Here is a 19,619-nt window from a genome sequence, read left to right on the forward strand (position 1 = left end):
ATATCACTCCAGAATTGAGGAATGGAGAAATACTGACGATCTTCGTGGTTCCACGCAGCAGCACGGTCTCATAGATAAAATTCTAACACCGCTTGCTCTTTGCGGACCAATTCTAACAAAAGATCCAAGTGCAGTAACAGAACCCCCAATTCCAAGTGCCCCTACTTTAGAACTATTTATGGATTCTGTTATTTCCTCTTCTATTTTGGATTGTTCATTCAAATTTCCATATGCCATTGCTTTTACCATCAATGACGAAGCTTCAAAATGAGTTCTACCAATGCCTACAGCAGGGATGCATGGAGTGCACCCAAGCATTTTGACCTCTGATTTCATCCATGTTTTAACTTCATTAAATACTTTTCTATTATCCCTCTTATGGAAAACTCTATATGTGCTTGCCCTAATCTCAGGGCCTCCACCTAACATTAAAATATGAATATTCACACCATCTGATCGACTTTTATCAAGTATAAATGATGGAGGGGTGAGTTTTCCAGGATCAGTATATAGCCCTTTACTCTGTTCTATCCGTTCAATACCATTGCCCCGTACGGCCATAGGTCTTGCAGGAAGTTCAATAAGACCTTTTTCTATTCCAAATTTTATATCTTCGAAGAAATTAGCAGGTAAACTGACATTTTCTCCAATTTCCACTAAAACATGTGGAATACCTGTATCATCACAAAGAGGAACCTTATTTTTATTTGCTATCTCAGCATTTTTTATGAGTAATTCAAGCATCCAGGAAGTGTTTTCATTAGTTTCCATGTCCACTGCTCTTTTATAAGCATCAAACTGATCCTTCCTGAAAGTTGTACTTGCTTCAATTACTGCGTCTCTGATTAAATTAACTATTTCCATCCAATAAACACTTCCTAAGTACAATTTTTAGATAATAATTGAGTATATACTTTAAATTCCAGATAATCTAAAATTATTTTGGGATTGCTAAGTCTGATGCGTCTTTCCCGGACATTACTGCATCGCTGTAATATCTATTTATCATGTCTTGAACAAGTGAGACCTGTCTTATACGTTCTGCAGCTTGTGTCTCTGTTGTGTCCCATCCATGATGTCCAGCTACTGCTCCACCAGTCTTAAGATAAACAGGCGCTGCATATTTTATTATATCAGGGACTTCGTAGTGTCTTATAAATCCACCTGATGACTGGGGATTTTCTGTATGGAGATCGATAGAAATGTCAATTGCATTCCTTATTGACGCGATCATAGGTATCTGCAGATCTCTTACTGGATTAAATGAATCCGCCCCAATTTCTTGCAGTAACTTTGCAGAAGCAGGGTTCCCATGTCCTGTGTGGGCAGATACTTTAAAATGAGTATCCTTTGGGAGTTCGCCATCATCCCTCATTTTTCCAAGTGTCCAGAGAAGTCCCTCATCATAAACTACGATTCCTCTAACTCCCAGATCCACAGCTCTTCTAACATCTTCTATGGCATATACAAGGTTGTCATAACCTCTTAACCGATAGCCAATTCTCATTCCTTCTTTTGTTTTTGCAGATGCACTTGTATCATATGTTGCACGGGGCCCGACGCTTAAAAAAAGTTCTACCTTAGCGTCTTTAGCAATGTCAATCATCTGTTCTATTTCATAATCTGTAAGGAGCATTATTCCTTTAGTCTGTGTTACCCTGTGGACTTTAACTCCATATTTATCTGTAGCATCAATAAGGGCCGCCATTGCACCGGGTTTCTGAATCCCTGGAACTTCGAACCTGTACTGTGAACCATCTGGAAACCTCTTTTTTGATACTCTTAAATTATTATTTTCTATTCCAATAGTTTTAAGAAACTCTTTAGTCTGCATCATTATCACTTATCCTTCTCTATTAGCGTAATTTATTAATTTTAAATCTGAATAGTTTAGTTAGTTATTTTAAATTCATTATCCAGTGTCATCATTAATTCTTTCATGTTATAATTTTCTAAATCATCTAGTATTTCTAAAATATTGGCCGATACTCCTGGATTCAACTCTATGAATTTGTCCATTAATTCATTCAAGGTAAACTGGTTTTCAGGTTCTCCTTTTGGTAAATCAACACATTCACTGTAGGAGTGATCTTCAGTTTGGATTATTACGTTTGATGATCTTTTATATGGGTATGATTCATCCAGATTCTCATCACATTCAGTGACAATTTTACTGGAAATTTTTGCTATTTCATCATCTGTTTTCAAGTCATCAAGACTTAAATTTCCATTTCGCACTGCTATTGCAAGACTTACAGGTAAACTTTGCCTTATAGCTTCTTTTGTTTTTGGATCATAATTATCATGGTTTGCAGCAATTTTATATGTCTTAACGATTATTTTTTGTATATCATCTGTTTTAATACTGTTTTTATTTAAAATACAAAAAGCAGCATCAATTGTAGAGTGTAAATGTCTGCATACTGGGTATTTTTTGAAATATACATCCTGAATATGGAAATTTCCTATTTCCAGTTTCTTATTATTAATATCACCATTTACCATTGAGGATATAAACCCTTCTTTTCCATCGATGATTGAAGAAGCGCCGGTAAATCCCTCTTTTGCAAGAAGCGCTGATAAAACTCCTGTATGTGCAGCTTTTCCTGCATGTAGATGTTTTCCCATTGATCCAGAATGGTCTGATTCTAAAAGGCCGGCTGCCTGAGTTCCTGCAAGTCCAAGGGCATTTAATGTCTCTTTTTTGTCAAGTTTTAGTGCGTAGCATGCAGCAGCTGCAGCTCCAAACGTTCCGCAGGTTCCAGTACTGTGAAACCCTTTATTCCGATGTTCGGGGTTTACAAGAATTCCAAGGGAGATTGCAACTTCATAGCCTGCAATGATTGAGTTTATAAATTCTTTTCCACTTTTGTTAGATGCTTCGCAGGTTGATAATGCTGCGGGTATAACACAGGCTCCGGGGTGCATCTGGGCAAATCTGTGTCCGTCATCTAAATCAAGGCAGTGTGCAGCTATCCCATTTGCAAGAGCAGAATCAAGAATATTTGCTTTTTTATGGCCAATGATAGTTGATTCACTGTCTTCTTTTACAATATTATTTATTGCAATTGAGCTTCTGGTTTTAGATCCCCTGAGAGTTACCCCTAAAAAGTCTAAAAAACAGAGTTTAGCCTGATCTATGGCTTGTTTAGGGCCTTTTTTATGGTGAGTTCCAGTAATAAAATCTGTAAATTTTCCTGTTATCATTGATCGTAAATTCTAGGTTCATAAGATAAACTTTTTGATCAGTTTGTTAATCATATACTCTGTAAAAACATGTAAATTAAAAAAATCATGTGTAAATATGGATAAAATTAGATAAATTGATTATAGTAATTGATAAAAAATGATCTAGATCCATTAATAATATAAATTAATAGATTAATATTACTTTAAATAGTTCGATTCAATTCTACATTGGTTCTTATCCAATTCACTACTTCCATATATTATGATATTATATGCATTTGCACCAGAAAAGGGTGTGATAATATTCATAGACAGTCATATTTGGAATAACTTTTTATAGGATAAAATACAAATATTAAGCCAGAATGCGGACAGTAGATGATTGAATTAATTTGATTATGACACCCCGGTCAACTTAAGAATAATAAGTTGATATGATGTTCGTATATTGTTCTGTAACTTAAATAAACTGAGAAAGTGATGGTATGTCAGATATTGAATTTACTAAAATATTATTAGTTGAGGATAATCCGGCAGATATTCGCCTCTTTAAAGAAGCATTTAAAGAATCAAACTTTCAAAATGAATTTTATTCAGTTAAAAATAGCAGTGATGCCAATAATTTCTTAAATCGTCAGGAAAAATATACTAATGTCCCTAAACCGGATATAATATTACTTGATATCAATATACCTCCAACTGGAGGTTTTGATGTTTTAAAAAAAGTTAAAACAAATGATCATCTCAAATTAATTCCAGTGATAATCATTTCAGCGTCTCGAAATGAAAGAGACATGCTGTGTGCATATCATTACCATGCAAATGCGTTCATCGTCAAACCAAGTGATTATGATTCATTTATCAAGTTCTCTGACTCTCTTGGAGATTTCTGGATTAACTGGGCAAAGCTGCCTGGTGAAATGGAAATTTAAAAATATGGTAAAAATGAATTATACCATTCTTACAAGTGGTTTACTTAAATGTCTCCTTGCAGAAGGAGGTACTTCGTAGAATCCTTTTTTAATATTCCTTTTTACTTCAATGGTGTCTTTAGTATCAGCCCTTAATTTTGTACCGCATTTAGGGCATTTATAACCTTTTCCATTTCCTGCAGATTTCATACGTTTTCCACATTCACACAGGGGGTTTTTAGATTCATAGATCTTTGCAAGTTCTAGAATCTCGAACTTTTCTATGTTCAATGTTCCTTTCTCTCCAATTCCTCCGTATACTCTTACTTTATCGCCAGGGGCTAATTCCCTTACAATATCTCTAAACTCTTTGGTGGGCTCATAGGCAGCACATGGAATTTCACCAGACGCATCTTCTAAAGTGAATATAACATGACCTCCTTCTCTAGTGTAAGGGAAGTCTTTGACATTTCCTTTTACGATGTAGCATTTGAGCTTCTCCATGTCTGAAATTTTATGGGTTTGTATAAGATGCATATCTGTGTGCTGGTTTGTTTCAAATACTCTGGCTTCTGCAATTTCTTCATAAACTTTTACCATTTTACCTGCATTTAAGACTGCATCTGGGCTTTCGCCGCGTATTCCATATAAAATAGGACAGGGGGTATGAGGTTCAATTGCAACATAGCAGTTGTCAATATCTAAATTATCGAAAGTCTCGGGGTAAGTTGCTTTATTCATCTCGAATACAGATTCATGATCGATCCGCCTTTCTTTTCCATAATTTTGAGGCACTCTATATGCAAGTAATTCATAGGTTTTATCAGTATCAGGGCATCCTATAGCCGCAAGAGCGCCAATTATGCCTCTGCCTTTTTTAAATTTGAAGAACTCAGCCCCTATTTTATTTGCAAATTCTTCAGCTTCTTCAATAGATATTATATTCCTTATGACTCTCATAGAATAAGATTTAAGCTCATCTGTAATTTCGCCCTGGTAAAATACAACACCCGGATTGGTTCTTTCATCACCGAGTTCTGAGAGTTCTTCTACATTTTTTAAAACTATTTCTTTAACCTTTTTAATATCTTCTTCTGATTCCACATTTAATCTGAATGATAAGCCTCCATTTCCACGTGTTCTAAACATGGCAAACGGATTTAAACGTATTAAACGAGGATAGCCAATGATGTTGAAACCAAAATATTTAAGTTCCTCAATTATAACACTACATATAAAAGTGGTGCACATTCCATCTTTGGAGTCTGTATCATCTATACCAATATACATAAAATTCACCTGACAATATACAATTACATAGATCTAATTCGGTGATCAAAATGCAAAGGGATCATATCTTAAGAGAAATAAACGAACTTTTGGCAAACCATAATTTTGAAACTTCTCACATATATGATAGAAGTTGTTTTGATATGGTCGCTCGAAAAAGATTGTTGTTGCTATTACTTAAAGTTTTAATCAATATAGATTCTTTTACAGGGCAGCAGGCAGAAGAAATAAAGAAGTTAGCAAGCACTTTTCTAGCATCTCCTCTAGTTGTAGGGGTAAAATCCAAATATGAATATTTGGAAGAGGACGTTGTCTATGAAAGACATGGAATACCTGTAATTGCTCCTGAAACCCTGCGGAATATGATTACAGAAGAAATTTATCCTGAAGTGTTTGCAGACCGTGGGGGATACTTCGTTCAGATAGATGGTGACGCTGTTAAAGAAGCTAGAGAAAGAGAAAACCTTTCCCTCAAAGAACTAGCAGATAAAGCCCATGTTTCACGTGAAACTATATATAAATATGAACGTGGACAGGTTAGGGCATCCCCTGAAACTGTGATAACTCTTGAAACTATTTTAAACATGAAAATTACACTTTCAGTCGATCTCTTTAAAGTTCCGGAAGCTGAAAAAGAGGTCATCACTGAAAAAACACCAAAAGAATTAATTAAATTAGGCTTTGGAATTATTCCAACCAGCAAAACTCCTTTCGATGCACTCACAACCAGCGACCCTCAATTAAAAGAAAAGATCGCCATGATAACAAATATGGAAAAAAACAGGAACCAGAAGATCCTGGAAAAAATGGCGGTAAATGTTAAAGACCTTGCAGGTGTAACTGGGACGGATGCAGTATTCATTTTAAAGAATAAAAAACCTTTAAGTTGTATTGAAGGTGTCCCGGCTGTTCACAGTTGGGAAATGAGTGAAATGGAAAGCCGCGGGGAATTCTTGAAAATCATCAGAGAACGGAAAGAAGAATGTAACTAAAAAAATTTTCCTAGAAAATTTTTTATCAAAAAATCCTAGCGAAAAACTTTGTTTTTCGCTGCGGAGATCGAGAATCAAAACGAATTCACTATTTAATTATTTTTTAATTCATAAAATCCTTATTTTAATTTTTTTATTTAAATCTATAGATATTCCGAAGCAATTGAAATTTGCCTCGCTCAAAAATGAATTTTGAGCTCGGAGAAAAAGGGTTCAATTATTTTTCATATTTTTTTAAAAAGAAATCAATTTTATCCACAAATAAATTCAAACCAAAAAATAAAATTTTATTGGCTACTTGTTTTTAAGCAAACCAAAGGTTTCTTCAGCTTCCCTTTCAGATGCAATTCCCACAGTCATTAAATCAACATAATCCAGTGTTTTCAAGAAGTCAAAAGCATCGTCAGGAGTAAGTATTCCAGCAGCCATAGTCTGCATTGCAATGATTGTTTTATTTAATTTAACAATTATATCTCTAAATTCGCCACGTTCTTTGGCAATAAAAGCGTCAGTATCCATTAGATATCCTAGTTTATTTACAGGGACCATATAAATATCAAATAAGTCCAATATGGGTGATTCTAAAAGATTTTTTGTTGTATTGAAAGGCTTGCGTGTTGTAATCCCTGGAACAGCCCCTGTTTGCTGTATATCTTCAAGTTTTTCAGCTAAAAAATCGTAATTCAAACTATCGGCGGCTGCATCATGAAGAATCATAGCACTTGCTCCAAGCTGGGATAGAAGTTCTATATCTTCATTTTCACAGTCCTGTCTTACAGTTCCAACAATATTAAAATCATAACCTTCATCCACGGCCCAGTTAAGGGCTTTTACTACAGGTTCATAAGGTATAAGCTGAATACCAGTAATTCCAAGTTCATGTGATTTCTTAAGTATTTTAAGTATGTTTTCTGGTTTGTCATAAAGGTCTAACTGGTAAAGTCTAGATCTATGCCCAAAATGAGCTGCCCCTATAAAAGGAGAAGTCCCAAGAAGAGTTCTTGGTATTTCCCTGTTGTTGATTGTAATAGTTCCCTCAAACATTTTTATCCCAAATTTACTCCTTTTCTACTGTTACTGCAGTTCCATAGGCTAAAATTTCCTGCATCACGTCTGAGATGTCATTTGAATCAAAACGCACGCTTATTACAGCATTAGCTCCCATTGATCGCGCGTGACGTACCATTCTATGTAAAGCTTCATCTCTTGTATCTTCCATCATTTTAACATATTCTTTTATTTCCCCACCAAACATGGAACGCAGTCCTGCACCTATTTGTCCGCCAAGACCCCTACTTCTTACAGTCAGTCCATATACAAAACCGTGAGTTTCAACAGCTTTGTATCCAGGTACGTGGTTTGAACTTACCACAATGAATTCATTTACATCCATATTATTTTGCCTCCCTCTAACAGTGAACTAACTATTTATTATGTGCTTAAAATAGTTTTTGAATATCGTTGAACTGTTCTCCCATCCATCTATATACATCATAGTGACAGATAGTATTTTTAAGTCCATTTAAACGCTTTTTACGTTGGTCATGTTTCATTGCAACGGCTTTATAAATGGCATCCGCTGTTTCTGTAATATCAAGTGCATTTATATTAATTGCATTTTCTTTAAGTTCATCGTAAGCTCCTGTGGTTTCAGATATTATTAAAATACCATCATTTTCATTTACAATGCTCCCTTCTTTAGGGACGATGTTCATTCCATCATTAATTGAATTTATTAAAAGGCAGTCATAGTTTTTAAATGCGGCAGTTACAAGTGAATATTCAGCATCAAAATGAGGAACTATAGGTTTCCACCCATCTTTAGAATATTTTGCATTGATTTCAGTGATTATATTATTTACATTAGTTTTATAGTCCCTGTATTCTTTCACATTCTCTCTGGTTGTCACCCCAGTTATGAAAAATGTGACTTTGCCTTTAAATTCGGGGTGCTTCTGGAAGAAAAGATCATATGCTTTAAAACCCCTTATAATATTTTTACTGGGATCAGTTCTTTCAGTTCTGTAAATTAAAAAGTTATTTCCCTTGATTTTTTTTACATACTGCTCCTGCTTTAAAACCTCATCGGATTTTGCAAATTCATTTAGCTTTTTGGTATCAACAGAAATAGGATAGTTCTTTACAAATGTCTCACGGCCATTATAATGCACTATATTATTTTTAAAGTCTACTTCATCTGCATATTTTTCACATGTCATAAGAAAATTCTTAACATATTTTTTAGTATGAAAACCAAGGTGATTATTAGATAAAAGCCCTTCTATAATGAATTTCCTAATGTATCGGGGATATATATTAAAATAATCTGGATGAGGCCATGGAATATGTATGAACTGACTCAAAAAAATATCATCAAACTTTTCACGGATATATGCTGGACATGTTTGCAGATGGGTGTCCTGAAGCATTATTAAAGGTTCTTTATCTGATAAATTCACTTCTTTAATTATTTTTTCTGCAAATCTCTGGTTTACATATTGATAGCTCTGCCAGGCATGATGTAAACTGTCATCAATTTCTGGAGTATATGTTAAATTCCACAGATAATGATATATAAACCATAAAAAAGGGTTATGGAAAGAATTATAAAATTCATTGTATTTTTCTCTGTCTAATCTAATTAATTGGACATTTAACCGGGGTTCTTCCAGTGGAATGGGTATTTTATTTTCTGGGAATCTGCCTGCCATTTCCATATCTGCATCGGTCATGGCGCTTGCAACCCATGTACCTCCATTCTTTTCCATAAATGGGAGCAAAGTGGGAACTATTCCTCCGGCCCCTATTTTCATCCCTATTTCATCATTATCCTCATAAAAGAATTCTACTGGGCTGCGGTTAGATGCTATGATTAAATTTTTATCTTCAAGAAATCGATTTATGCATTCATCTAAAGCTGGAATGGTAATTTCCTCCTGATATTAATTTTATTAAACGCCCATATCTATAATACACTTATAAGTTTTGTCCTGTATTAAATTGTAATTTTAGCTATTTGGAGTACTAATAAGTGCAATTTACAATATAATTCATATAGTTTTATCATAATAATCTGCACCACCTTCAAGTCATGAGCGTGTTAAAAAAACTTTCTTAATTAATATATGTTTTAATGAATTTATATTTATTTTGATTTTTTGAACTCAAAAGAAGATTTACAGCTAAAATACAAGCTTAAAATGGTGTTACTCTTAAAATAATTATTTTCAGATAAATTAGCAATAAGTTAAAAATAAGAATTTACTACAAAATTAGAGCATATATGACTTAAAATAGCTTACGAATATCGTTAAACTGTTCCTGCATCCAGATATAAACATTTCTTTCCCCGACAGTTTTTTTAAGTCCTTCAATAAGTCTTTGTCGTTCATGTTTGCTCATCATAATGGCCCTATAAATTGCATCTGCTGTTTGGCTGATATCATAAGCGTTCACAATGATAGAATAATCTTTAAGCTCTTCGTAAGAGCCTGCACCATTTGACATTATTAAAACGCCATTATTTTCATTTACTACTGGCCCTTCTTTGGCAACGATATTCATACCATCTACAATGGGGTTTACAAGTAAACAATCATAATGTTTAAAGGCCGCAGTTACAAGCCCATAATCTGCCTTAAAAATCTGTTTAATTGGCACCCAACCATCTTTGGAATACCTTTCATTTATTGAATCGATTATTCTGTAAGATTCATCTCTATAATCACAATATTCCTTTATCTGCTGTCTTGTAGGCATTCCAGTTGAGAGAAATACTACTTTTCCATGAAATTCAGGATGTTTCTGTAAAAATAGTTCATAAGCTTTAAATCCGCGGATTATATTTTTACTTAGGTCTGCTCTATCAGTTCTATACAGTAAAAAATTATTTCCCTTGATTTTTTTAATTATTTCCTCTTTTTTTATTACATCGGGGCTTTTTGCATTTTCTATGAGTTTTTTATCATCAACTGATATGGGATAATGTTTTACAAAAATTCTACGCCCTTCATACCAGATTGTATTGGTTTTGTAATCTACTTTATCTACGTAGGGTTCACAGGTATATAGAAAATTCCTGGCGTATTTTTCCAGATGAAATCCAACAATATCATTAGACAATAGTCCCTTAACAATGGCTTCCTGCATATACTCTGGAAGAATGCTGAAATATTCGGATTGAGGCCATGGAATATGGATAAAATGGCTTAGAAAAATATCATCGAGTTTTTCTCGTATATAACCAGGACAGGTGTATAAATGGTAATCTTGAAGCATGATCAAAGGTTTTTTTTCACTTAATTTTACTTCTTCTATAATTCTTTCTGCAAACTGCTGGTTTACATATACATAACTGTCATGCCATGCTTTATGGATATTATCATCAATTTCTGGCATGTATGGGGTATTCCACATGTAATGCTGCACAAACCAGATGAGGGGGTTGCTAATTACGCTGTAATAATCTTTATATATCTCTGGGTCTACAACAACGAACAAAACACAAAAATCAAGGCTATCTTCTGGAATTGGTACTAAACACTTCTTATGCTTTTTTGCCATTTCCCGATCCCCATCGGTCATGGCGCTTGCAACCCATGTTCCTTTAACACGGGTCATAAATGGAACTAAAGTAGATACAAGTCCTCCTGCACCTCTTTTCATCTCAGTTTTACCATCTTTAATATGAAATTCAACAGGTCCCCTGTTTGAGGCGACAATTAAATTTTTGTCCTTTAAAAATTCTTCTATCTGTCTGTGTGTATCATTTTGTGTAATCTACATCCCTTCATTTAATAATTTTTATATATTAATTAATATTATGTAACAACAAATTTAAATTTATTTTTATTTAAATAGAAATAGGAGATACAATAGTTTAAACAGAGGATTTTAAAAATATAGAAATTATAAAAAAATGTCATTATTAAATAATGATAATCTTTTACTTAATTTCTATTGAATCTTATACTAATTAGTTTAAATTATAAACAACAAAACTTATAACAATAGATATAATTAAATTAAATCCTCAATAGTTTAAATTTATTTATCTATATTGTACAGTAGTGATTCTATTAGTTTAGGCTCATGCTGTGATCATGTGAAGAATGTTATTTAGTTAATAAGCGATTAAATTTTTAAACTTTTTTCATTCATAATTCATATGAGACTTATAGTTACATTTGCACAAATCATGGCAAATTTAAAATAGATATGCGGCTGGTGAAATAATGGATAAAATGAAGGTAATCATAGCTGATCAAATAAATGAAAAAGGAATTAAAGAGCTTGAAGATGTGGCAGATGTTGTAGTAAACACTTCCATTACTCAAGAAGAGCTCATAGAAGAAATTAAAGATTTTGATGCTATTATTGTTAGAAGCAGGACTAAAGTAACTCGTGCTGTAATAGAAGCAGCAGAAAAGCTTAAAATTATAGCGAGAGCAGGTGTTGGTGTAGACAACGTCGATATGGCTGCTGCTACAGAAAAAGGAATAATGGTAGTTAATGCACCAGAATCAACTTCAATAACTGTTGCAGAACACACAATGGGACTTATAATGACACTTATAAGGAAAATTTCAATTGCAGACAAGTCCGTAAAAGAAGGAAAATGGGAAAAAAGCAAATTCATGGGTATAGAACTGAATGGTAAAACCCTTGGTATTATAGGCTTAGGAAGAATTGGAACCCAGGTTTCCATAAGGGCAAAGGCATTTGGAATGGAAATTCTTGTTTACGACCCATACGTAACTGAAGAAGCAGGAGCAGAAATAGGAGTTAGAGTTGTAGACCTTGAATACTTACTTAAAAATTCCGATGTCATGACAATACACGTTCCACTTACCCCTGAGACAAAACATCTCATATCCAAAAAAGAATTTGAAATGATGAAAGAAAATGCTTTCATAGTAAACTGTGCAAGGGGAGGTATAATAAACGAAGATGACCTCTATGAAGCACTTAAAAATAACATAATTGGTGGGGCCGGACTTGATGTGTTCGAAACAGAACCTCCAAAAGACAGTCCTCTTTTAACACTTGATAACATAGTCGTAACTCCGCACATCGCTGCATCAACTAAAGAAGCACAAAGAGATGCTGCAATAATCGTTGCAAACGAAGTTAAGAAAGTGTTTACTGGTGAAGCACCTAAAAACGTTTTAAACATGCCGGTTTTAGATCCAGAAACCTTTCACGCCATTAAACCATATTTAAAACTTTCTGAAAAACTAGCTAATTTCTTAATTCAGGCTGCAAAAGGCAACATAACTGAAGTTAATATAACCTACTGCGGAGAACTAGCTGACTTCCCAAGAGTAGACGTAATAAGCAGGACAATTTTAAAAGAAACATTAAATTCCATACTTACTGAACCTGTAAACATGATCAATGCACCTACCATTGCTAAAAACAGGGGCATTGTCATCACAGAAAGTAAAAGAAGCGAAGCAGAAGGATATAAAAGCCTTATAAAAATTGAAATTAAGAGCGATGAAGGCGAACTAAGCATTGAAGGTAATGCTACAAGAGAGCCAAGGATTGTAAGGATTGACAAATACTGGGTCAACGTAAAACCTGAAGGAACAATGGTAATAGCAAGATATAAAGATATCCCAGGAAGTATTGGTACCATTGGAACAAAACTGGGAGAACACGGAATAAACATTGCTAAAATGCAGGTCGGTAGGCAGGCACCTAGCGAAGAAGCTGTAATGGTTTTAACAGTAGATCAAAAGGTTCCAGTAGATGTAATTGATGAAATCAGGGCATTAGAACACGTTTATGATGCTGTATACGTTCAGTTATAAAGTTACATCAACAATAAAAAAAATAGATAATTAATTATTTATTTCTCTTTTTTTCTCATTTTTTAAGCTGGATTAAATTAATTTTCAAACCACAAAATCAGAATGAATATTTGTTTTTAAACTATCCTATAATCTGCTATATTGCCAAAGGAATCATAAGCCCTGATACTTTCTCTATCATATGGTTCTGCAATTATCATGTGAAAAAATCCTTTTGATGCAAAAAAATTCAAATCTGCATCAGATGGGCTAGCACTAGGGCCAGGATGGCTGTGAACAGATCCCACGGAGTTGGTGGTTAAAGGCTGCATGAATACCTGCATTACAGCACCTTCCTGCGAAGTTTCAACTGGAAGAAATACCAAACCTGTTATCTTAAGTATTTTTTCCTCTACTTTTCCCTCTAAAAGGGCCATGAACTCGTTAGGATATGCTTCCTTTGCAATGTTCATTATTTCGTCTATAACTTCGCTTTCCACATGTATTTCTTCAAACTGGTACTTAGACGTTCCAAGAAGTTTCCCAAGTAAATTATTCAGCTTCATTTTATCAGGTTTAAAGTTTTATAAATTATTTATTTTTAACAAAATTACAATCATTTCTATCTGTTGTATAATTTATAGTTGAAATTTCTATGCAACATAAAAATTGATAGATACATTATAAATATCTATAAAATTAGCTTTTCGCTGAAAAATTCAGCATTAAATATAGGCAGATCTTTATCAACAAAGATTTTTTTCCGCACAGATTTTACTTTTTCATCTTTAACAGGGTTATATCCTTCAATTATTTCTTCTTTTTTGTAGATTCCGATACCTCTTCTCTGCCATGCTGGAAGTTCCGCTAGATTTATGCCTCTTTCAAACAAGATATCATGGAGCCCGCTACTTTTTTTCTTTATCAGAATTTCCATGGTCTCTTTTTTAGTATATTCCTTTCTTAAGGTCCAGTAGGCATATCCATTGATGCAGTTTCTCCAGGCTTCGTCCTGCCTTTCTTTAAAATAGGTTACAGTGCCTTTTTTTGAAAGTGGGATTACTCTGGAATCAAATGAAATAGGCCTCTTAACTGTTTTTAACAGGTTTTTTGTGAAGCTTCCTGTAATAAAACTGGCAAAAACTGAGTCCAGCTTTTCAATTCTTCCCCCAAATGGAATTTCAGATAATAAAATGTTTATCTCATCAGAGAAGGTGTAAATAAGTGTAGGGCTGAATTCTTTAAAAAAATCTTCACATGTTTTAACCATTATGTCTTTAAACTGGTCATCATAAGGTTTTTTAAACTTTAAATCATGAGATAATTTAGAAAATGTTCTTCCATCAATCCTTATAACAATTTTGGATCCGCATGGAACCTTCAAACTTGAAAATATTTCACATTCTCTCATAATATCAAATTTTCTAAAAATAAGATAGGAAAAAATTATGTTCCTACAATTATATTTTCATTTAATCTTCTAAGAAGTTTAATTGCAGAATATGCAGCTAAAACACTTGTTTTAGGGTTCATGGAGCACCTGACATTTTTGGTGATGGTTGTAAATTCACCTGAGTCTCCGACAACGTGAACTTCATGCATATTTCTATCAACTGAGGGGTCTGCTATTATTTTAACATCAATATCTATTCCACAGGCAATACTCAGGGCTGCTGCTACGTTTATATTGGTAGGGAATTCTTTAACAGCTTCTGATGCTTTTCCTTCATAAAGAATAGTTTCCCCATCTGTTTTAATTCCAAGTGACCTTGGAGGTTTTCTGGTAATAAGCGAAGCTTTGGATATTTTTCCAATTGAAGCTGCTTTAATCCCATCTAAACCCACTATGGCGCCTGAAGGGGCATATATTTTAGCTCCTGTTGAAGCTGCAATCTTTTCAAGTCTATTTTTAAGTTCAAAATCCATTAGAGCTCCAACACTCATTATAATAACATTTTTCCCGCTTTCCAGTACTTGAGGGATAACTTCTCCAACGGCATGAGGTGAAGCAGCTTCAATTACCAGATCAACTTTATCCAGCATATCCTCAATTTCAAGAACGACTGTCCCATCAACTTGAAGAGCTAAATTTTCTGCCCTTTCAATGTCTTTATCATAAAAGAATTTTAAATCAACGCCTAGTTTACCTTCAACTGCAAAATTGGTCATGATGTTAGCTATGGCCCCGCATCCTATAATTCCAACTTTCATTTATTTTCCCTTATTTTGATGTGGTTGCAGCTGCTGGTGTGGTCGATACTTCTGGGCTTATTAAAATAATATCTCCTACAGCTTGTACTCTGTCGTACTGTATGTCTATGTTCCCTTCTTCTTTTAAAGGCCTTACTTCGTCTACTTCTGGAACAAAGCGCATGCTGGTTTTAATAACATCCCTTATTCCAACACTTTTTACTTTATCTGGTGCCATTACTCTTGTTTTAAGAACTGATACCCTTCCTTTTTTAATGTTTAATACCACGTCTTGAACTCTTCCAACGTATTTTCCACGTGTTGTGTATACATCTAAATTATACAGGCTAGATAAATCGACCATTTGTTACCACCACATTTAGTTAAATAATTCTGATTATTGAATAAGGTTTGAATCATTTATCTACTTAAATATTTCGAAAATTAGCCCAATGTTTTAAAACAGGATACCTAAATGTATTAATGGAATTTTGAATCCGCAATGTAAACTATGATTAAAAATATTACATAAGTATTACTTAATCATACTTTTTCACTATTTTACGGCAGTGGTCATTGAAGTTATAAATTGTAAAGGACAATTATAAAGTAAATTAAAATTCTAAATAATTAAATCTATAAAACAAATAAAGAAATTGAATTAATGTATTACTTATAATTCGAATTTTGATAGTTATGGTGATTATATGTGGGATACAAGCAATGATTACAGATTATTAGTATGTGAAAAGTCAGTAGATCTTTTTTTAAGAACCATAGAAGGAGCTAATTTAAAAGGAAGGTGGAATAAAAGAGATGTTCGACAAATAGCCAGAGATATGATTCCTGAAATTCAATCCCTCTATTATTCTTATGCTGAACCTGCTGATTTAGCTAAAATGCCTCAAATTGAATCTCTAAAGGAAAAGGCAGGGAAAATAATTGAAAATTTCGGTGGGGAAAAATGGTACAGTCACTTTTTAGATATGGTAAATAAAGAAGAAAAAATTAAATTAGAAGAAGCCATCGCTAAAATACGTTTCTTTTTAGATACAGTTTTAAATTTAGATAAACGATTGGCTCTCGGACCAATAGATGACCCCATAGTTGCCATTGATATTAAAGTTGGGGAGATTGTAAGTGCAGGAGAACATCCTGGTGCAGACAGTCTCTTTGTTTGTAATGTAAACATCAAAAGGGTCATAACAGTCGTAACTAACGATTTAGAGGTTAAAGAATCCAATAGGGTCGCTGTAGCAATGCTCCCACCAACAAGCTTCATGGGAATTACCAGTGAAGGAATGTTTTTAGGGGCTGGAGAAGGTGTCTTGAAAAATGTTGAAGGAGAAGTAGGTGGAATGCCAAAAGGAATTCCTCTGGAAGCGTTGAATGAGGCTAGAAATTTTGTTGAAGACTTTTTAAAGCACTAACGTGAGTTAGTGTTTATGAACAGCAAAAATTCTCAAAAATCATTCGAAAATTCTTTGAATTTTAGAAAAAGCAAAGCATTTGAAAATCTCCGATTTTACCTCCCCCAAAATAACAGATTTTGAGGGATTATGACAGTTTCCGAGGTTTTCTTAAAATAATCTTTAATCTTCTATTTTTTAATTTAAACCAAAATTTTATTTTTTAATCAACTTGAACGTTAATAGTCTAGTTTTTTGAATGTTATTTTGTAAAGTTTAACGGATTTTGTTTATTAAAATTCATTTAATTTTGAATTTACCCTATTTTCGTCCTGCTAAAAGAATCGAAAAATGTATTAATGATCAAATAATAAAAACGGATACGAATTGAATAAAAAATTTAAGAAATCCTATTTAAGTAATACTTTATTTAATTAAAGTATAATTGAATTTGAAAGCATATTACCACGGTATGTTATGCTGGAAAACAGGAGTTCAACATATTCAAATAAAATTAACCTGATGGAACTATTTTTGAAAAGTTGAATTTAAATGCTTTATTAACAATAAAAATGCGTTTATACGATATAGAACTAAAAAAATTCAAATTAGTCGTTAAATAAAAAATATTGCGGGTTGTTCAAAATGAAAACTGGGATTAAAACTAAAGAACAACTTATCTGCGACCTGGAAAAGGCGTTACAGGATGGAACTGTTGAACTGGAACAAATTGCAGAATATGTGGTTAGGCTTAGTAAAAACAATGAAAAATTGAGGAATGAAATAAAGAAACGTAAACTCACTGAAAATGCACTTCGAGAAAGTGAAGAAATGTTCAGGTTGTTATATGAAAATTCTCCTCTTCCATACCAGTCGTTGGATTGTAATGGTGATTTTATCGAGGTAAATCAAGCATTTCTTGATGCTATGGGTTATACCAAAGAAGAAATCATTGGACGTCCATTTACCGATATAATGACTCCTGAATGCGCATATACATTTAAGAAACGTTTTAAACGATTTAATGAATTAGGATATATGCGGAAATCTGAATTTAAGCTTTTATGTAAAGATAATGCTCAAATAACTATACTAATTGACGGTAATATTGAATATTCAGCAGATGGTACCTTTAAGCAAACTCACTGTGTATGGATTGATATCACAGATCGGAAGCAATGGGAAGAGGCTTTAATAGAAAGTGAAGATCGGTACCGATTTTTATATGATCACAATCCTTCAATGTACTTCACTGTGGACTGCGAAGCTGTAATACTGTCTGTAAACCAGTTTGGAGCTGAACAATTAGGGTTTACAGTTCATGAGTTAGTTGGACAATCTGTATTAAAGGTGTTCCACGAAGAAGATAAAAAAGCTGCTATCTTAAATATAAGGCGCTGTATTAAGAATATTGGGCAATTATTCCACTGGGAACTGCGCAAAGTTCGTAGGAACGGCAGTATGATTTGGGTTAAGGAAACAGCACGCGCAGTAAAAGAAAATGATGGGAAAATTACGGTATTAATTGTATGTGAGGATATTACTGGACTTAAAGAGTTAGAACGTATTTTAAGGGAAACACAGGACACTTTGGAGTTAAAAGTTCAGGAACGTACTAAAGAACTTTCAAGATGCAACATGAGACTGGAAAGCGATATTAGTGAGATTAAAAGAATAGGAAGGGCTTTAAGGGAAAGTGAAGAAAAATTCAGGGCTCTTGCAGAGAATTCTCCCGATGTTATTTCAAGATTAGACAAAGAATTAAGGTATAAATATGTCAACCATGGTTCCAACACTTTGGGATTATCCTCTGAGAATTTAATTGGTAAGAAGATTGAGGATATAACCCCATTAAATGGCATTGCTAAAATATGGATGAAAAATGCCAGAAAGGTTTTAAAAACTGGAGAAATACAGGAAATGGAATATGAATTTCCTTCAATCCACGGATTAAAATTCTTTCATTCATATATGGTTCCAGAATATGATGGTGGTGAAATAGAGTCATTACTTGTAATAAGTCATGATGTTACACAACGAAGGCAGTTGGAAGAAGAATTAAAAGAAACCGTAAAAGAGTTAAGACATTCTAATGAGGAACTGCAGCAGTTTGCTTATGTTGCGTCACATGACCTTCAAGAACCTCTCAGGACCATTACCAGTTTTACCCAGTTAATTGAACGTCGTTATAAAGATAAGTTAGATTCAGATGCTGATGAGTTTATTGAATATATTGTAGATGCCGCAAAAAGGATGCAAACTTTAATTAACGACCTCCTGAACTACTCCCGCGTAGCAACAAAGAAAAAAGGGTTCGAACTGACAGATATGGGATATGTTCTTGAATCTGCTTTAAATAACCTTAACACTGCTATTTATGAAAATAATGCTGAAATTACCTATGAAAACCTTCCAAAAATAATGGCCGAACCTGGACAGATGATTCAATTATTCCAGAACTTAATTGGAAATGCCATTAAATTCAGGAAACCAGAAGTTCCACCTAAAATCAATATAAAAGTCTGTAAAGATAAAAATAAGGAGGAATACATTTTCAGTATTCAGGATAATGGAATAGGAATGGAACAACAGTACGCAGAGCGTATTTTTACTATATTCCAGAGGCTACATACCAAAGAAGAATATGAAGGTACGGGGATAGGCCTGGCTATTAGTAAAAAAGTGGTGGAACTTCACGGCGGGCGAATATGGGTTGAATCTAAGCCTGAAAAAGGTTCAACTTTTTATTTTGCGATTCCTACTGCTCTTGTGAAATAAACGGTATTTCAGTAACTTTTTTTTAAGGTTTTTACCTATATTTTCCGCTTTACTATATTTGTACAG

At 33.7% G+C, this 19,619-nt stretch carries 17 protein-coding genes; 5 read left to right on the forward strand and 12 right to left on the reverse strand.

The window, feature by feature from the left end; translation table 11 throughout:
* Positions 1–3: 3 nt before the first annotated feature.
* From EJ01_RS10765 to EJ01_RS10775, 3 genes are all read right to left on the reverse strand, one after another.
* The gene (locus tag EJ01_RS10765) at positions 4–864 is read right to left on the reverse strand and encodes a fumarate hydratase (RefSeq protein ID WP_048082975.1); all 861 of its coding nucleotides are present in this window, start codon (positions 862–864) and stop codon (positions 4–6) included.
* Positions 865–937: 73 nt separating this feature from the next.
* On the reverse strand, positions 938–1,837 hold the full coding sequence (locus tag EJ01_RS10770; RefSeq protein WP_048082974.1) for a peptidase: 900 nt from the start codon (positions 1,835–1,837) through the stop codon (positions 938–940).
* A gap of 53 nt (positions 1,838–1,890) precedes the next feature.
* Positions 1,891–3,207 carry an MmgE/PrpD family protein gene (locus EJ01_RS10775; protein WP_048082973.1) on the reverse strand — a complete coding sequence of 439 codons (1,317 nt, stop codon included), beginning with the start codon at positions 3,205–3,207 and terminating at the stop codon, positions 1,891–1,893.
* A 467-nt stretch (positions 3,208–3,674) separates the two neighbouring features.
* On the opposite strand from EJ01_RS10775, the gene EJ01_RS10780 reads away from it, so the two are divergent.
* Complete coding sequence (locus tag EJ01_RS10780; RefSeq protein ID WP_048082972.1) at positions 3,675–4,121, forward strand: response regulator; 447 nt, start codon at positions 3,675–3,677, stop codon at positions 4,119–4,121.
* Positions 4,122–4,139: 18 nt separating this feature from the next.
* Here the strand turns inward: EJ01_RS10780 and EJ01_RS10785 are convergent, their stop codons facing one another.
* On the reverse strand, positions 4,140–5,390 hold the full coding sequence (locus tag EJ01_RS10785) for a tRNA(Ile)(2)-agmatinylcytidine synthase (protein WP_048082971.1): 1,251 nt from the start codon (positions 5,388–5,390) through the stop codon (positions 4,140–4,142).
* Positions 5,391–5,440: 50 nt separating this feature from the next.
* Between EJ01_RS10785 and EJ01_RS10790 the strand changes: the two genes are divergently transcribed.
* Entirely contained in the window at positions 5,441–6,382 is a 942-nt protein-coding gene (locus tag EJ01_RS10790; RefSeq protein WP_048082970.1) for a transcriptional regulator, read from the forward strand.
* A gap of 294 nt (positions 6,383–6,676) precedes the next feature.
* On the opposite strand, the gene EJ01_RS10795 is transcribed toward EJ01_RS10790, so the two are convergent.
* The 4 genes from EJ01_RS10795 to EJ01_RS10810 all read right to left on the reverse strand — a co-directional run bounded on the left by EJ01_RS10795 (position 6,677) and on the right by EJ01_RS10810 (position 11,161).
* Positions 6,677–7,426, reverse strand: coding sequence for an aldo-keto reductase family protein (locus EJ01_RS10795; RefSeq protein WP_048082969.1), 750 nt, complete (start codon positions 7,424–7,426; stop codon positions 6,677–6,679).
* Positions 7,427–7,439: 13 nt separating this feature from the next.
* A complete protein-coding gene (locus tag EJ01_RS10800) occupies positions 7,440–7,775 on the reverse strand; it encodes a heavy metal-binding domain-containing protein (protein WP_048082968.1) in 336 nt (111 codons plus the stop codon).
* 46 nt (positions 7,776–7,821) lie between these two features.
* Entirely contained in the window at positions 7,822–9,312 is a 1,491-nt protein-coding gene (locus tag EJ01_RS10805; RefSeq protein WP_331275708.1) for an alpha,alpha-trehalose-phosphate synthase (UDP-forming), read from the reverse strand.
* Between the two features lie 358 nt (positions 9,313–9,670).
* Positions 9,671–11,161, reverse strand: a complete 1,491-nt coding sequence (locus EJ01_RS10810; protein WP_048082966.1) for an alpha,alpha-trehalose-phosphate synthase (UDP-forming) — start codon at positions 11,159–11,161, stop codon at positions 9,671–9,673.
* A 464-nt stretch (positions 11,162–11,625) separates the two neighbouring features.
* Here EJ01_RS10810 and serA point away from each other — a divergent pair, with 464 nt between their 5' ends.
* Positions 11,626–13,197 carry a phosphoglycerate dehydrogenase gene (serA, locus tag EJ01_RS10815; RefSeq protein ID WP_048083051.1) on the forward strand — a complete coding sequence of 524 codons (1,572 nt, stop codon included), beginning with the start codon at positions 11,626–11,628 and terminating at the stop codon, positions 13,195–13,197.
* Between the two features lie 116 nt (positions 13,198–13,313).
* On the opposite strand, the gene EJ01_RS10820 is transcribed toward serA, so the two are convergent.
* The 4 genes from EJ01_RS10820 to EJ01_RS10835 form a co-directional block, all read right to left on the reverse strand.
* Positions 13,314–13,742, reverse strand: coding sequence for a Mov34/MPN/PAD-1 family protein (locus tag EJ01_RS10820; RefSeq protein WP_048082965.1), 429 nt, complete (start codon positions 13,740–13,742; stop codon positions 13,314–13,316).
* Between the two features lie 125 nt (positions 13,743–13,867).
* Positions 13,868–14,587, reverse strand: a complete 720-nt coding sequence (locus tag EJ01_RS10825) for a tRNA(His) guanylyltransferase Thg1 family protein (protein ID WP_048082964.1) — start codon at positions 14,585–14,587, stop codon at positions 13,868–13,870.
* Between the two features lie 35 nt (positions 14,588–14,622).
* Positions 14,623–15,387 carry an aspartate dehydrogenase gene (locus EJ01_RS10830; protein WP_048082963.1) on the reverse strand — a complete coding sequence of 255 codons (765 nt, stop codon included), beginning with the start codon at positions 15,385–15,387 and terminating at the stop codon, positions 14,623–14,625.
* A 10-nt stretch (positions 15,388–15,397) separates the two neighbouring features.
* Positions 15,398–15,730: a PRC-barrel domain-containing protein gene (locus EJ01_RS10835; protein ID WP_048082962.1), complete on the reverse strand. Its 333-nt coding sequence runs from the start codon at positions 15,728–15,730 to the stop codon at positions 15,398–15,400.
* 343 nt (positions 15,731–16,073) lie between these two features.
* Between EJ01_RS10835 and EJ01_RS10840 the strand changes: the two genes are divergently transcribed.
* Positions 16,074–16,796, forward strand: a complete 723-nt coding sequence (locus EJ01_RS10840; RefSeq protein ID WP_048082961.1) for a tRNA-binding protein — start codon at positions 16,074–16,076, stop codon at positions 16,794–16,796.
* 624 nt (positions 16,797–17,420) lie between these two features.
* Complete coding sequence (locus tag EJ01_RS16605) at positions 17,421–19,553, forward strand: PAS domain-containing sensor histidine kinase (protein ID WP_052376092.1); 2,133 nt, start codon at positions 17,421–17,423, stop codon at positions 19,551–19,553.
* Positions 19,554–19,619: the final 66 nt, after the last annotated feature.

Origin of the sequence: Methanobacterium veterum, assembly GCF_000745485.1 — an archaeon.
Lineage (GTDB): Archaea > Methanobacteriota > Methanobacteria > Methanobacteriales > Methanobacteriaceae > Methanobacterium_D > Methanobacterium_D veterum.